The organism is Bdellovibrio sp. SKB1291214, from assembly GCF_002209355.2.
Lineage (GTDB): Bacteria > Bdellovibrionota > Bdellovibrionia > Bdellovibrionales > Bdellovibrionaceae > Bdellovibrio.
This window is the reverse complement of record NZ_CP106855.1, coordinates 1970625-1985692: the sequence shown is the minus strand read 5'-3', so window position 1 is coordinate 1985692 and position 15068 is coordinate 1970625. Positions and strand designations below refer to the sequence as shown.

At 44.9% G+C, this 15068-nt stretch carries 12 protein-coding genes; 3 read left to right on the top strand and 9 right to left on the bottom strand.

Features of this window, described 5'->3' with window-relative positions:
• Window positions 1-24 precede the first annotated feature (24 nt).
• The 6 genes from B9G69_RS09880 to B9G69_RS09855 all read right to left on the bottom strand — a co-directional run bounded on the left by B9G69_RS09880 (window position 25) and on the right by B9G69_RS09855 (window position 9092).
• Entirely contained in the window at window positions 25-1599 is a 1575-nt protein-coding gene (locus tag B9G69_RS09880; protein WP_088613962.1) for a DHA2 family efflux MFS transporter permease subunit, read from the bottom strand.
• Window positions 1599-2522, bottom strand: a complete 924-nt coding sequence (locus B9G69_RS09875) for an HlyD family secretion protein (RefSeq protein ID WP_088613961.1) — start codon at window positions 2520-2522, stop codon at window positions 1599-1601. Before B9G69_RS09875 ends, B9G69_RS09880 begins: the two co-directional genes overlap by 1 nt.
• Before the next feature lie 169 nt (window positions 2523-2691).
• A complete protein-coding gene (locus tag B9G69_RS09870) occupies window positions 2692-4188 on the bottom strand; it encodes a chemotaxis protein CheW (protein WP_265437715.1) in 1497 nt (498 codons plus the stop codon).
• Window positions 4188-5012, bottom strand: a complete 825-nt coding sequence (locus B9G69_RS09865; protein ID WP_254916705.1) for a CheR family methyltransferase — start codon at window positions 5010-5012, stop codon at window positions 4188-4190. The genes B9G69_RS09870 and B9G69_RS09865 overlap by 1 nt, the downstream gene beginning before the upstream one ends.
• Window position 5013: 1 nt before the next feature.
• Window positions 5014-7092, bottom strand: a complete 2079-nt coding sequence (locus B9G69_RS09860) for a methyl-accepting chemotaxis protein (RefSeq protein WP_088613960.1) — start codon at window positions 7090-7092, stop codon at window positions 5014-5016.
• 545 nt (window positions 7093-7637) lie between these two features.
• Window positions 7638-9092 carry a lytic transglycosylase domain-containing protein gene (locus tag B9G69_RS09855; RefSeq protein ID WP_265437714.1) on the bottom strand — a complete coding sequence of 485 codons (1455 nt, stop codon included), beginning with the start codon at window positions 9090-9092 and terminating at the stop codon, window positions 7638-7640.
• Window positions 9093-9259: 167 nt separating this feature from the next.
• Between B9G69_RS09855 and B9G69_RS09850 the strand changes: the two genes are divergently transcribed.
• The 3 genes from B9G69_RS09850 to B9G69_RS09840 all read left to right on the top strand — a co-directional run bounded on the left by B9G69_RS09850 (window position 9260) and on the right by B9G69_RS09840 (window position 11421).
• On the top strand, window positions 9260-9811 hold the full coding sequence (locus B9G69_RS09850) for a cytochrome b/b6 domain-containing protein (RefSeq protein ID WP_265437713.1): 552 nt from the start codon (window positions 9260-9262) through the stop codon (window positions 9809-9811).
• Entirely contained in the window at window positions 9808-10563 is a 756-nt protein-coding gene (locus B9G69_RS09845; RefSeq protein ID WP_088617444.1) for a molybdopterin-dependent oxidoreductase, read from the top strand. Before B9G69_RS09850 ends, B9G69_RS09845 begins: the two co-directional genes overlap by 4 nt.
• Window positions 10564-10665: 102 nt before the next feature.
• Window positions 10666-11421 carry an alpha/beta fold hydrolase gene (locus B9G69_RS09840; RefSeq protein WP_088617445.1) on the top strand — a complete coding sequence of 252 codons (756 nt, stop codon included), beginning with the start codon at window positions 10666-10668 and terminating at the stop codon, window positions 11419-11421.
• On the opposite strand, the gene B9G69_RS09835 is transcribed toward B9G69_RS09840, so the two are convergent.
• The 3 genes from B9G69_RS09835 to B9G69_RS09825 form a co-directional block, all read right to left on the bottom strand.
• Complete coding sequence (locus tag B9G69_RS09835; protein ID WP_088617450.1) at window positions 11414-12508, bottom strand: 2-methylaconitate cis-trans isomerase PrpF family protein; 1095 nt, start codon at window positions 12506-12508, stop codon at window positions 11414-11416. The genes B9G69_RS09840 and B9G69_RS09835 overlap by 8 nt on opposite strands.
• A 90-nt stretch (window positions 12509-12598) precedes the next feature.
• Window positions 12599-13639 (bottom strand): cytochrome d ubiquinol oxidase subunit II, encoded by a 1041-nt coding sequence (locus B9G69_RS09830; protein WP_088617446.1) that lies wholly within the window; start codon window positions 13637-13639, stop codon window positions 12599-12601.
• A complete protein-coding gene (locus B9G69_RS09825) occupies window positions 13636-14946 on the bottom strand; it encodes a cytochrome ubiquinol oxidase subunit I (RefSeq protein ID WP_088617447.1) in 1311 nt (436 codons plus the stop codon). The genes B9G69_RS09830 and B9G69_RS09825 overlap by 4 nt, the downstream gene beginning before the upstream one ends.
• Between the last annotated feature and the right edge of the window lie 122 nt (window positions 14947-15068).

Below are 15068 nucleotides of genomic sequence, written 5' to 3'. Positions count from 1 at the left end.
TCTAAAGCTCATTGTTAAAAGGCCTTAGTGAGCTTCACCGCCACCGCCGCCCTTCACTTTATCGCAAAGAAGAATCAAAACTGAGCTTGCGATCAAAGCTATTGCAACTGTCTTAAAGCAGTCATTGAAGCTAAGCAGGTTGGCTTGTTTGCGAACTAACATATCAAGATACGCAATTGCTTTTTGATGAGCAGTCACGACATCGGCTCCGCCACTCATGAATAAATGCTCGAGATCGGAAATACGTTGTTGCGTGTTTTTATGAAAAAGGCTGACGCCTTCAGTAAGCATCGCAGAGTGAAATTTTTCGCGATGACTCATCATCGTACCCAATAGCGCAATTCCCACAGAGCCGCCCAGGTTGCGAAGCATATTGAAAAGTCCCGAAGCAGATCCCACATCTTGAGCCGCCACCAGACCGGTAGTAATAGTCGAAAGTGGAATCATCAATAATGGTTGCCCCATGGCGCGCACGATCTGTGACCACATTAATTGATCATATCCCACGTCGGCCGTCATATGGCTGTTCATCAAGCAGCTGATGCCGAAAATATTAATACCGATAAAAGCCAACCATCTGGCATCAACGCGGGCCAAGATTTTAGGGACGAATGGTAAAATCAAAAGCTGTGGAATCCCCGCCCACATCATCGTGCGCCCGATATCCACCGAGTTGTAACCTTGAATTGTCGCCAGATACAAAGGCAAGAGGTAAAGAGCCCCATACATGGCAAGACCCACTACAAAATTAACCAGACAACCAAACCCAAAGTTTTTTTGCAGCAAGAGGCGCAAATTAATAAATGGATTTTTAATCCTAAGCTCGATTATCAAAAACGCCACTAAGAAAACGACAGCGAAAATACCTAACCAGATAATCGTGGTGGAATTAAACCAGTCTTTACGCTCGCCCTCTTCCAAAAAAATCGTCAGGGAAGACAAACCAATGGCCATCGTCAGGATACCCCAACGATCTACTTGTTTTAAAAGTTCCAATTGCTTGGGAGCTTTGTCGATACCAAAGTAAATGGCAATCATCAAAAAGATCCCAGGGATCAAATTCATGTAAAACACGACGGACCAATGGAACATTTGCGTGAGATACCCTCCCACTGTCGGACCGATCGCTGGAGCAAAAGTCGCCGTGATCGCGAACATCGCCATACCGATGTTACGTTTGGATGGAGGCATTCTTAAAATAACTTGAAACGCCAGGGGAATCAGGGCACCGCCCGTTGCACCTTGAAGTGCACGGAAAACGATCATGGATTCTAAATTCCACGCAAGACCGCAGGCCACTGAAAAAATCAAAAACAGCACAGACGTCCACGTAAGATATGTGCGCAGCGAGAACACTCGAGTCAACCAACCACTGATCGGGATGATTACGATTTCGGCAACTAAGTAAGAAGTCGAAATCCAAGAGCCTTCCTCTAAAGTTGCGCCCAACCCACCAGTGATATCGCGGATCGAGGCATTGGTGATTTGAATATCGAGGATCGCCATGAAAGCGCCCAGCACCGCACCGAATACGGCAAGCCAGGCTTTGAATGTCATCTTGGGTTCAGCGCTTGAACCATGAGCGACGTCGGCAGACATTAGTGAATTCTAACGGAGACTTCTGTGGACATGCCGGAAATCAGCTTATCTTCGTAGCCTTTCAAATCTTCTTTATTAAATACAATTTTCACAGGAATACGTTGGACGATTTTAGTAAAGTTACCAGTCGCATTATCAGGGGGAAGTAAGGAAAACGTAGAACCTGAACCCGGAGCGATACTTTCTAAGTGACCTTCGAAAGACTTGCCGGTAATCGCATCGACTTTGATTTCAACTTTTTGGCCCGGCTTAAAATGACGAACTTGGTTTTCTTTAAAGTTCGCTTCAATCCATGGTTCCTCTTCTACCAACGCAAGTAAGGGTTGTCCCGGCTGCACCAACTCACCTGTCTCGACATTTCTTTTTCCGACCTTGCCATCTTCCGGTGCAACAATTGTCGTGTATTCAAGTTGTAGTTGAGCTTTTTGAAGTTCAGCCTCTGAAACCAACGCATCTGCTTGGTATTGGTCAAAAACAGGACGCTCTGAAGGGCCCAAATGCTCAAAGCCTGTAAAGCGGCCCAAGTCACGATGAGATTTTCCGTAGCGGGCCTGCGCTGCTTTCACTTGAACTTCGTAATCACGTTTATCAAGGCGCACCAACACGTCGCCTTTTTTCACATGCTGATTGTCTTGCACTAAAACCTCAACCACGGTTCCGATGATTCGAGGGCTTACGGTGTGCAAGTGAGCTTTCACGAAAGCATCATCGGTGCTCTCAAAGAAAAAGATATTGTAGCTAGCAATAGAGATAAGAATCAGAGCTGCAATCCCGCCCCATTTCGCCATTTTTTGCTGCTTGGGAGTCAGATTTATTTTGCCTAAAGGACTCTGCTGGATTTTTTCTTTAACAATCGCAGGAACAAGTTTACTGGAAAGAGAACGATACGTTTGAGCCGATTGCGGCGTCGCTACTGAAGACATAGGAACACTCCATCTGGAATGCCCTTGGTTTAACAAATGTCATTTACTAAGGCAACTAAGCTTCGCCAATTATTTACGATGGACCCATTAGTAAATTGCTATTAGGTCCCAAAAGTTTTGTCATAAAAAAGCTTATTTTCAGAGGGAAAAGGGAGCTGTTTTCGAGTTATCAAGCCGCAGTTCCGTTGGGATTAAGAAGTTTTTTAAGAACCTCCGGCATGTCCAAAACCATGAAGATTTTCTTCTTGCCGGTCAGGTCAGGCATCTCGATGATCTGCCCGATATCGCCGCGTAATGCGGTAATGGCATCGCGAGCGAAGAGACTTGGGATCTGAATCTTTTTTGACTCATCCACAGTATCAATCGATTCAACCGAGTCCACCAACAAACCAATCTTACCTTGGGCTCCCTTCACAATCAGGATTCGTGAGTTAGAATAGTCCCCGGTCACTTTCATACCATAGTACATGCGTAAATCTACCAGAGTCACAACTTCGCCGCGCATGTGTTGCACTCCCACCACAAAATCTGGATAACCTGGAGGCTTAACCATGTCCTCGGTGATGTTAGCGATTTCGTGCACAGATGACAGTCTTGTTGAAAGCATGTACTCAAGCTTAAAGGAAATATAAGGATGGCGTTCGCCACCAGAGTCTTTTTCTAACGTCTTTTCGCCTTTCGCATATAGTGCACTGTGACCGCGCGTGAACTCGTTCACTTCGTCTTCGGTCAAAAGCTGATCTTCGGCTAATAACAAAACGTTGTTCGTTGCGGACGTGGAAAGCATTCCACGCATCATGTTGGCCTTTTCTTGTTTAAACATAGGAATCGGCAGCAAGTCCTCTTCGAAGTACGTGCGAATGCTATCAACCGAATCAACTAAGAAGCCCACATAGAATTCTTGGACTTTCATAATGATAATACGGCGGTCTTCGGGGTCAGTGACCTGGTCCTCGCCAACTTGCAGGAATTTTTTAAAATCCAAAACCGGAATGACCACTCCCCGCAAGCTCACTACCCCTAGGCAGTTACTGACTTGCAAAGAGCTTCGTTTGATCTCGGGCACACGAATGATTTCTCGAATGGCCGAAAGATTAAGACCGAATTCACGAGCTCCTGAATGAAAAGTAATGCACTGGCGACGCGTGAATTTCTTTTTTTTAGCTTCTTCTTGAGTGTCTTGTGAGCTTGTCAGAAGGCTTGAAAGGTTTTCGATTTTAAGCAAAGACGCCGGCTCAATCACCTCGACCAAACGATTGCCATTATCCAGTTTTAGCACGGATTTGATAACCGACTTCACACCTTCGGGATTGTCATTAAACTGACAAACGAAATCATGAGGTACGTTTAAGATTTCTGAGGTTGCATCAAAATAAAGTCCTATGCGCACACCCTCTGTGATCACGACTGCAATCTTGCCCGCCGCTGCGCCACTGCGGGGGATGTTTAGCAGAATTCCTACATCAACAACAGGGATCACCATACCCCGCAAATTGAAAATACCCATAAGATAATTGGGTGCCAATGGAATAGAACTGATTTTATCCGGTACATTGACCACTTCCTGAAGAGTCGAAACTGAAATTGCAATTTCAGAATCCCCTAATTTAAAGGAAGCAAACATCTGTAACTTATTTAAAACTTTCTTTCCACTCGCAGCACTCATTAAGCAGCTCTCTTGTAAATCAGGGGCTTGGTGTATTCAAAAGACGTTTTTAATCGGGCCAATGATTCAGATTCACCGATGATCAGAACCCCATCGGGTTTCAAACTTGCGTACATATTACGCAGTACAAGCTCCTGATCTTGGTCATTAAAATAAATCAGAACATTACGACAAAACACGATATCAAAGAATGTTAAATGCGCCCCACGAGAGTGGAGATTATGTACAAAAAATTCCATATTACTTAAAATCGCATCACATAATTGGGGTTCAGCTGTGTTGTGATTTTTAAAGTAACGAGTATAGAGTTCTGGCATTCGCGCGCGGATATCATTAATACTGCGCTCTTTATACATGCCCTTGCGCGCACCTTCTAAAACATCCGTATCGATGTCAGAAGCGTAAATACGATACTTAAATGTCGGACAAGCACGTTTGAATTCCTCACACATCATGCCGATACTTGCAGATTCCTCGCCCGTTGAAGAGGCCGAAGACCAAATTCGCAATGTTTGGTCAGTATTTTTTTTCTGCCACGACTTTAAAAATTCCTGGCTAAAATACTCCCAAATGATGGGAGTACGAAAGAAAATAGTTTCATTCGTCGTAATGACGTTCACGAACTTTTGAATCTCATGTTTATGAGTATCCAAATAGTCCATATCCGGAGTTGAAAGATTTAATTCTTTCATACGTGGACGAATACGCGAGGATAGAAGCTCTCGTTTGCGCTCCTCCATCGTAATGCCCGTGTGCTTTTTCACCAATGCGATAAGGCGCTGTAAAGACGCCCCATCCAGTTTACGATCCGGCTCCATCGACATATTAAACCACGAATCTCGCAACCGTTTTATTCAAGTCTTCAGCATTATTCACCAGAGATTTAGTCTCTGTGGCAATGTTTTCTGAGGACTGAGCCGATTTCATCGCTTCATTAGCAATGTATTGAATCGCAGTGCTGATACCTTTGGAGGCTTCAGATTGTTCTTCAGCAGCCACATTCACTTCAGCAATTGATTGAGTCGTTTTCTCGATACCAGAAAGGATCTTATTAAAGGCCTCGCCGGCTTGTTTAGAAATCGTACTGCCCTGCTCTACACGTTTGACAGATTCATTAATAAGTTTAGAAATTTCCTTCGTCGCTTGAGATGATCGTTCTGCAAGCTTACGAACTTCATCGGCAACAACCGAGAATCCAAGACCGTGCTCACCAGCACGTGCTGCTTCGATTGCGGCATTGAACGCCAGTAAGTTCGTTTGACTTGCGATTTCGCTGATCACTTTAATGATCTCGCTGATATCTTCAGACGACTTATTGATCAACTCCATAGCTTCGATGGACTTTTTGATCGACTGACTGCCCGTTTCTGCTTCCGTGTGAGTGACTTTTGCAAGCTCGTTGGCTTTTTTCGTATTATCAGCGATCGAGTTGATAGATGCTGTGAATTCTTCGATAGAAGCATTCATTTCCTCAACAGTTGCACCCAAGCTGTGGGCACCGCCGGCAACGCTATTAGATTGATCGGCAATCGATTTCGATGAAGTTCCAAATGTATTTGCAGAATTTACGACTTTGCTGATCACACCACGCAGGTCGCGCATCATCGCAGAGATGCCTTCAGCCAACTGCCCTAAAGCATCCGTTCCCTCAACAGAAATTTCAGTTGTCAAATCACCAGCAGCGGCGCGGCTAACCACGGTCAAAAGCTGATCGACTTTCTTTTGGTCTTCTTCGGCTTTGACCTTGATAGATTGTTCTAGCATGTACTGCTCTGTGATATCGGATGCAAACTTAACCACTTTGTAGGGTTTGCCACTGGCATCCATAATCGGATTATAAGTCGCTTGAATCCACACTGTACGACCACCAGCACCTTTGCGCATATAGCGACCCGAATCGAATTCGCCACGGTTCAATTTTGACCAGAACTGGTCGTACTCTGTTGTGCGAGTGTAATCACTATCGCAGAACATACGGTGATGTTTACCTTGGATCTCAGACAAGCTGTAACCCAAAGTTTTAAGGAAGTTTTCATTTGCCGTTAGGATTGTACCATCTAAATTGAATTCGATAACAGCCTGAGCCTTGCTGATGGCTGCAATCTTACCTTCGTCCTCGGCACTTTTCATGCGAGCTGCGGTAATATCCGTTGCAAACTTCACGACTTTATAAACCTTGCCACTAGCATCAAAGATCGGGTTGTAGGAGGCGTTGATCCAAATCTCTTTGCCACCTTTACCAACACGTCTAAAATCACCCGCGAAAAATTCGCCTTTAGAAAGCTTTGCCCAGAATTCTTTATACTCAGGAGATGTCGTGAACGCGGCATCGCAGAACATGCTGTGATGCTTACCTTCGATTTCACTTAAAGAGTAACCGATCGTTTTAAGGAAGTTTTCATTCGCCTTTAAGATCGTTCCATCAAGATTAAATTGGATCACGGCCTGAACGCGATCAATTGCATTCAAACGACTTTCGTAATCTGCGTGGCGAATTTTATGAACTGTGATATCCACTGCAAATTTAATAACCTTATAGGCTTTTCCTTCGACATTGAAAACTGGATTGTAGGAACCATGAATCCACAGTTCCTTACCATCTTTCGAAAAGCGTTTAAACTCTCCTTCAACATATTCGCCTTTAGCAAGCGTCTGCCACAAATTTCTGTACTCAATTCCGCGCGCATATTCAGGATCACAGAACATCGAATGATGCTTACCTTGAACTTCATCCAAAGAGTAACCAACTGTTTTCAGAAAATTTTCATTTGCCGTCAGGATGGAGCCATCCAGATTGAATTCAATCACAGCTTGCACTCGGTGAAGAGCTTTAACCTCTTCTTTGAGTTGACCCAATTCATCAAGTTGCGAATTTGAAGCATCAAGAATACGGGCGGTGGACATTTGGTCTCCTTATAATTAGTGATGCCTTCTATTCGGCAAAAAAAAGCGAGCGTTTAACTTTTGTTCTAAGATATCGGTATTATAATGTTGGCGACTCACAACGGTCCCAACAATTTAAATTGATTTAGATCAGAGAAATTTGAACTTTCTTACTTGCGAATTTACTCACAAATAAATCATGTTCATCCCAAAATCCATGAACACCATGAAAACTTTTGCAGTGGCGATACAAACCGTCAAAACATGTCCGTGTGTATATGATAGAGAAAAAAGAAAACCATAGCCAACCAAACATAAATAATATTCTGATTATCACAAAAATAGAATCAAGTTTACTCAAACCGAAACAAACTTTTTTCTGATTAGGTTGTGTTTGGGGGCTTTGCCTACGCAGCGATCTTTGTCGGCGTTAGATGCGCGAACCCGGCCAAGCTGACTACGGTGAGATAGGATGCCGTGTCGCTGAGTATGGGATATATCCCAAACGCAAGCGAAGCAGGTACGAGGACCTGCTTCGATAATAGGACAAACTGTAACACTCTATATTAGTGGGAATTAGAACCAAGAATTTGAGGCTTAACGAGGATAGACTGATAGATCTTATAGTTACGTTTAACAAGTCTAACGTATTCGCGTGTTTCTGTATAAGGAATCATCTCGACAAACAAATCGATATTCTCTGTAGGATAACGTTTCTGCCATTGACGAACCATTGCAGGACCTGCGTTGTAAGCAGCCAGAGCCAACTCCACAGAGCCGAAATCTTGAATCAACTGGGCCAAGAACTCCGAGCCTGCGTGAATGTTCACTTCAGGACTTAATAATTGAGCAGGTTTCTTAACGCCAAAATGCTTTGCTGTTGGATAAATCAATTGCATCAAACCGGAGGCCCTTGCACGGCTGCGAGCTGCTTTATTAAATGCGCTCTCTTGACGAATCAAAGCTTTTACAAGAATAGGGTCTGCACTCTTACTATTTTCCACGATTTCTTTCCAATAGCGAATCGGGAAAAGAAGGTTCGCAACAGATGCCGTTAAAGAATCCGGATGATCTGCCAAATACTTGTGAAGAGCTTGGAACACTGATAGATCAGCACCATTCGCGCTCATCAAAACCAACATGGACGTTTGGAAGGATTGAGGCAAAGTACGGAACTTTTCTAAATTCATTTTTCCAGCCAAGTACTGAACAGTCTCGGGATGACCTTCCTCAGTTGCTTTGATCATTGACGCCAACAAACGGTCCCATTCAGGATCACCACTTGCCGTGCCCAAATACCAGTTGGATGGCGTCGCTGGAGACTGGAATGTGCTGACTAAAATGCCATAACCACCTAGAGGGTTTGATTGCACATTTTCAGCGGTCACAGAACAAAAACTTTTTAGATATGCTTGACGATCACGCATCCCGCGCTCTGGTGGAGCTGGGTATTTATCAAGATATTCTACGGCACGAGGACACTCATTTTGTTGAATGGCGAATACCGCCAACCGGAAAACGCTTTCATTCTTAGAAATGTTATCGCAGTTCAAAACCTTTTCATGAAGCTGTCTGGAAACATCACGGGCTTCTTGCTCTGGAAAATCCAATTCCAAAGAATAACCCAAGGCCTGGCTTTCAAGGGCTTTATCGCAATTAAAATCCGCAACAAGCTCTTCACCATGACCAACACGTTTTTTAGTACTCCAGCCACGGAACTTTCTTAGGAAAGCAGATTGTTGCTTTTTGTCAGGGTTGTCGTTTTTAGTGCGCTCTGCTCTTACAGACTGCGCCATATCAGCAGCAGGGTCTCTTGAACTCAGACTTGCATAGGCATCAGCCTTTACCTGAGATTTCAGATATTCAACAGTAGCATCCTCACCTTGTGCTAAGGCTTGATCCAAAGTCAGTGCACCCGCTGGAGGCGGAGTTTGCACGGCCTCAGTTGTTGCAGACGGCAAGCGAGATTTAGAAGCACAGGCAGATAGAAATAAGAATGAAGCGAGAACTAATTTGCGCATAATACCTTATCGGATTTTTACCCGATTTTCAGTGGCCCAGTTTGAGTACTTTTAAAAAATAATATCTGCAAGGACTGTCTTGGAGCCAGTCGGACTTGTCTTAATATGAAACAACTAGACCGATTCGTAATTTGCCAAAGTGACGAAGATTTGAATACGTTGTTTAAATGAAAACCGAGATTCAAAAAAAACATCTCCTCATAACAAGATGGAACCATTGGGTGAATTTTCCGGTTATTGCAATTATGGTGTGGTCGGGATTTTTAATTTACTGGGCGTACCCGGCTTATTTTATTCCTGGAAGTTGGCTGGACCGGCTGGGAATGGGTTATCAACTGGCGCGCGGGATGAGCTGGCATTTCGCCTTTGGAATTCTGTTCGTAATTAACGGTGTTCTCTATGTTTCCTATTCCATTTATTCGGGGCATTGGCGGTACAGGACATACCACCAGCCCCAACGAATTGCTTACCATTTGGTGATTACTTTGGCAGCAGTTGCCGTACTCAGTGGTTTTGCGATCTATAAACCCATCCAACTGAAAGAGCTGACCTTCATCCTTGGCGGATATCAATGGGCCCGCCTTATTCATTTTGTAATTGCGGTGATCTTTGTCCTGTTTTTTATCGTTCATGTCGTTCAAGTCATACGCGCGGGATGGAATAATTTTCGAGCCATGGTCACTGGCTGGGAGCAAGTGAACAGAAAGGATGACGAATGAGTGATAATCTTCCTCGCCGTCAAATTGATGAACGCGAATTCAAAAAGATGAATCGCCGCAAACTGTTAACATGGGCAGTCCTGTCTGCTGCAGGTTTTGCAGGCATCCGGGCGATCGATGCCAGCGAGGTGGACATGGAACTGCCCTGGCCACTTCGATCTGTCAATCGATTGACAGATCAGTTTTGGAATTCTGTATTTCGCAATAATGCCAGGGCCCCTGAAACTCCACCCGCTACAGGACGAGTGCGAGTGAATGGTTATGTCGGCATGAATGCCTCAGTACCCGCGGACTGGAAATTGCAAATCAATTCTCCAGGACTGGCATCTCCCTTATTCATGAGTTTAGATGAAATTAAAGCCCTGCCTGCAGTCACTGAAAGCTTTGAATTTAAATGCATCGAAGGCTGGAGTGAAAATGTCACAGCCCGTGGAGTGAAGTTTTCAGATTTTGCCAAGCACCTTTCTGAAAAAGATGAAATCTCCAAATATGCCTTTGCTTTACTTGCAACCATAAATGGGGGGTATTACGTGTCGATGGATATGCGAAGTCTGATGCATTCGCAGACCCTCCTTTGCTATGAAATGAATGGGCGTACACTGCTGCTTGAAAACGGATATCCTTTGCGTCTTATCACACCTGTCAAATATGGGGTTAAAAACATCAAACAATTAGGCAGCATCGACTTCGGTCATTCACCGCCCGCTGATTACTGGGCAGAACTTGGGTACGGGGAACACCTGGGCCTTTAAGCGAGATTTTGTTTCTTAGTCACTCGCCTTCAACAGCAAACCATCCAGTGTTTCACTTAAACTTCGATGGAATTTCCTCCGTCAAAACTTTAGGAGACTAAGATGAAACTGTTCAAGTGGGTGACAACCCTTGCGATCATGATATGTGCTTTCTCTGCTTCAGCAAAAACCATCGTTCTGGTCCACGGGGCTTTCGCCGATGGTTCCACTTGGGAAAAAATCATTCCTACCCTACAAGCTGCAGGTCACAAAGTCATTGCCGTGCAAAATCCCCTGACCGCCATGGCCGATGATGTGGCTTCGACAACTCGGACTCTAACAAATCAAACGGAACAGGTTTTATTAGTCGGTCATTCCTATGGTGGTGCCGTTATCACTGAAGTAGGAACTCATCCCAACGTAGGTGGTTTAGTATATGTGGCGGCCTTTGCACCTGAAGAAAATCAATCCGTACAAGACGCCGTATCAAATTATCCTGTGCCGCCGGGTTTTGGTGAACTATCTGTGGATCAGTTTGGTTTTGCGATCTTGACTGAAAAAGGCATGAAAGAATTCTTTGCCCAAGACGTCAGCGAGGAGCAAAAAAGTATTATGTTTGCGACTCAAGGTCCGACGTTTGCGGGGATCTTTACTTCAAAACTTACGACGGCCGCGTGGAAGGCAAAGCCGACAACTTATATTGTCGCAGAAAATGATTTTATGATTCAGCCCGATGCTCAACGGGATTTTGCGAAACGAATGAATGCAACGACGATCAGTTTACCAACTAGTCACGTACCGATGATATCCAAACCAGCGGAAGTGGCAGCTGCCATCCTAGCCGCTGCCGAAGCACTTCCTGTAAAGAAAACTAAGTAAAGACGTCCCCGACAAAAAGGGGCCTAGCGGTTCTATAAAAACTGCCACTGTGAGCAATCCAGTGGCCGTTTTTATTTTCCACCTGAGCATCCAAAGTTAAGATTCCTGAAGGCATTCCAATGCGTACTTCCGAAAGTTTTTTACCTTGAACGGCCTCGTGAATAATACTGCCGGGAAGTTTTGCTGTTACCGACGAGCACAATGAAACCGTCAACGGCAAAGCTTTATGGGGCTGACCACTTGCAATCACGCGCATTTCAAAATCCATAGCGCTCCCCGGGGAATCACTGACAATACCGATGTAGGGAATGGCAATATAGTTTTTCGCATCTTCTAAATCCTTGGCTATTCCCATAGCAACTGAAGCGTGCCGTCGAATCAGATCCAATTTTATCAACAGATCTTTGGCTGTTTCTAGCTCTATCGGCATTTCTTTACCGGTCATGCCCACGTCACGTGCACGAATGAACACACAAGCATTTGCCGCATCCACCATAGAGACCTCAATAGAACCGACGCCCTCCACAGTCAAAGTTTCGCAAACTTTGCCCGTTGGTAAAAGCTTTCCAGTGGAAGCTCCGCCGGGTTCCTGAAATTCCAAACGAATAGGTGCTCCCGTCCCAGAGACTCCAGGTATTTCAAATTTGCCGGCAAATTCCGGCATTCCATTTTTCACCGGAAAGTGCGAGTGAATAATTTTTTGCGTGTTGGTGTTAAAGATGCGAATACAAGCCTCCTCACCTTTGACCGAACACAATCTTTGCAAAACAGCATAAGGCCCAATTGCCGAACTGATATTTCCGCAATTCCCTTTGTAATCAACTTTGGATTCGGTCACAGAGACTTGTGCAAATGTGTAATCGATATCCGCGTGAGGATGCGTGGACGGGCGCACAATAGCTACTTTGCTTAAGGAAGAAATTCCCCCACCCATCCCATCAAGCTGTCGTCCATAATGATCTGGGCTTCCCAAAGCGCGTAAAAAAAGCGCATCCCAGGATTTTCGATCTGCAGGTAGATCTTTTTCGTGGAAAATCAAGGCACGGCTTGTGCCACCTCTCATGTATGTTGCGCGATATGATGTCATGCTATCAAACATCATAAACCTATTTGCCTGCAAAAACCAACAGCGTAGTCTGGGGGCAGTTAGAAGGAGGCATCCATGAAGCTCGTGTTCTTATTTGCCATCGTTCTTTGCGGAGTCGCTCTGCAAACTTTTGCTTGAGAGCTTAAAAACTTTCAGCAAATAAAACAGGCTTGGAAAAATCAGAACGCTGCCCACGCACAGAGCGTAGGTCAGCTGTCTGAGGGCTGCCGCTGGAGCTGCAGCATCGTAAAATGACACAGGTCCCTGAGGAGTACTTAAGGCCGCAGGAGCCATCGCGAAATACCACCCCAAAATGATAAGTGACACTTGCGCCGCTGCTGTAAGTCTTACCAGCAATGGCTGATTTCTTTTTAACAATTGCCACAATAAAAAGAACAACAAAGTCGCGGCCACGACACAAGCTATCGACAAAGGATGATTTAAAAATTCTTTCAAAAATGCGCTGTCTTCCAAATAGGCCGCAAGAAAAACCAATCCCCCCGTGATAATGACTGCAATATTGTATGCGAATCCACGTCTCCAAAAATATTTTTTAAGTTCAGAGTCTTGAGTTTCACCCACTAAATAAACCGAAGCCAAAAACGTGCAAATGCAGATGGTAAAGATGCCCATCGTGAATGGAACAAATCCTGTCCAAGGCGCCACGTAAGCATTAACAAAATCTTTAGCTGTGGGATCGATACGCCCCTGAAATAAACTACCGGCCAGAACTCCTAACCAAAATGTCGTCCACAAACTTGAAAGACTAAATATCAACGAGTACACATTCTGGGACTTTGGCTCGTGAATCGCATCATAATGGCGAAATGTAAAAGCAGTTCCTCGTGCGACAATCCCTACCAAAAGCGCGACCACCGGAATGTGCAAGTGTATCATCACGATGTTGAAAATTCCCGGAAAGCCAACGAACAAAATCACGACGACCAAAATCAGCCACATGTGATTTGCTTCCCACACAGGTCCCATCGCTTCATTGACCACATGGCGCTGCTTGTTCTGCAGATAAGGAATAGGTACCAACTCTAAAATACCTGCACCATAATCCGCGCCACCTAAGACGACGTACAAGAGCACCGAAGCTGCAATGAAAAACAAAAGTATCTCGATCATTTCACCGCTCCCTTGTGCATGTTATTTTCAGCCACCTGCACCTGGCGACGGAACAACCACGCCGTGACAAAAGAAAGAAACAGATACAGAGCAACGAACAAATAGAAATGAAACTGCACTCCCGGCATGGGAGTCACGGCATCTTTGGTTTTCATGATCCCGTACACGATCCACGGCTGACGTCCCACTTCGGTCACCACCCAACCAGCTTCGATGGCGATAAATCCTAGGGGTGTTGATACCACCAACACTTTTAAAAACCATTTTGGCAAACCGCCACGACGCGCCAGGAAGATATAAACCAAGCCCAAGACTATCATCAAAGAGCCTAAGCCCACCATGATTTGAAATGCAATATGCACAATTAAAACGGGAGGCCACTCTTCCCGGGGGAAGTCATGCAGTCCCTTTACTGTCGCATTGAAATCATTAAATGCTAAGAAACTAAGAACTCCAGGAATTTTAATCGCACCGTGAACTTCACCAGTTTCGACATCGGGAATTCCACCCAAGATAATGGGAGCACGAGCTTCTGTTTTAAAGTGCGCTTCCATCGCTGCTAACTTGACCGGTTGGTATTCTGCCACTTTTTGTGCTGCGAAATGTCCCACCATAGGTTGAATAAGCGAAGCCACGGTTGCAAAAACCATTGCGATTTTCAAAGCGCGTGCATGCAAAGCCGAATGCGATCCTTTTAGTAACAACAACGCATGTAAGCCCGCAACGGCAAAACCCACGGCTTGAATTGCAGCAACCTGCATATGCATCGTCTGATGCAACCAGGCTTTATTAAACATAGCCGCTACGGGATCGATATTTACCGCTTGTCCATTCACCCAATCAAAACCGGCAGGTGTATTCATCCAACTGTTGGCGGCCACGACAAAGATCCCCGAAGCAAATCCGGAAAGACCCACGACAAATCCCGCAAACCAGTGAACCCACTTGTTCATACGATTCCAACCATACAGAAATAATCCGATGGCAATCGCTTCCAGAAAGAAAGCCGTTCCTTCCCAAGAAAAGGGCATCCCTATTATGGGCCCTGCATGCTTCATAAAGCCAGGCCACAACAATCCTAACTCAAACGACAATACAGTCCCAGAAACCGCACCCACAGCGAATAAAATGGCAACGCCTTTCATCCACAGTTTAGTCAGCTCAAGATCCTCTTGTCGATTTTTCTTTAAGTACAGAAAATGAGCCATAGCCATCATGAATGGCATCACCATTCCGATAGCGGCAAAAATAATATGAAATCCCAACGAAAAAGCCATCGTCGAGCGTGCGGCAAGTAAATCGTCCATACTTGAAATCCTCACTCCCACTAAGGGTGATTGGTCGAAGGGAGTATGAACCGAATTGTCACAGATGAAAATATGAATGTGAAAAGTGCAACCCTATGTTGCCGTCACATGACAAAGGATGC

Excerpts from the sequence above, each read along its gene's own strand:
- B9G69_RS09880 (WP_088613962.1), bottom strand. The coding sequence starts at position 1,599 with ATGTCTGCCGACGTCGCTCATGGTTCAAGCGCTGAACCCAAGATGACA.
- B9G69_RS09875 (WP_088613961.1), bottom strand. The coding sequence starts at position 2,522 with ATGTCTTCAGTAGCGACGCCGCAATCGGCTCAAACGTATCGTTCTCTT.
- B9G69_RS09870 (WP_265437715.1), bottom strand. The coding sequence starts at position 4,188 with ATGAGTGCTGCGAGTGGAAAGAAAGTTTTAAATAAGTTACAGATGTTT.
- B9G69_RS09865 (WP_254916705.1), bottom strand. The coding sequence starts at position 5,012 with ATGTCGATGGAGCCGGATCGTAAACTGGATGGGGCGTCTTTACAGCGC.
- B9G69_RS09860 (WP_088613960.1), bottom strand. The coding sequence starts at position 7,092 with ATGTCCACCGCCCGTATTCTTGATGCTTCAAATTCGCAACTTGATGAA.
- B9G69_RS09855 (WP_265437714.1), bottom strand. The coding sequence starts at position 9,092 with ATGCGCAAATTAGTTCTCGCTTCATTCTTATTTCTATCTGCCTGTGCT.
- B9G69_RS09850 (WP_265437713.1), top strand. The coding sequence starts at position 9,260 with ATGAAAACCGAGATTCAAAAAAAACATCTCCTCATAACAAGATGGAAC.
- B9G69_RS09845 (WP_088617444.1), top strand. The coding sequence starts at position 9,808 with ATGAGTGATAATCTTCCTCGCCGTCAAATTGATGAACGCGAATTCAAA.
- B9G69_RS09840 (WP_088617445.1), top strand. The coding sequence starts at position 10,666 with ATGAAACTGTTCAAGTGGGTGACAACCCTTGCGATCATGATATGTGCT.
- B9G69_RS09835 (WP_088617450.1), bottom strand. The coding sequence starts at position 12,508 with ATGACATCATATCGCGCAACATACATGAGAGGTGGCACAAGCCGTGCC.
- B9G69_RS09830 (WP_088617446.1), bottom strand. The coding sequence starts at position 13,639 with ATGATCGAGATACTTTTGTTTTTCATTGCAGCTTCGGTGCTCTTGTAC.
- B9G69_RS09825 (WP_088617447.1), bottom strand. The coding sequence starts at position 14,946 with ATGGACGATTTACTTGCCGCACGCTCGACGATGGCTTTTTCGTTGGGA.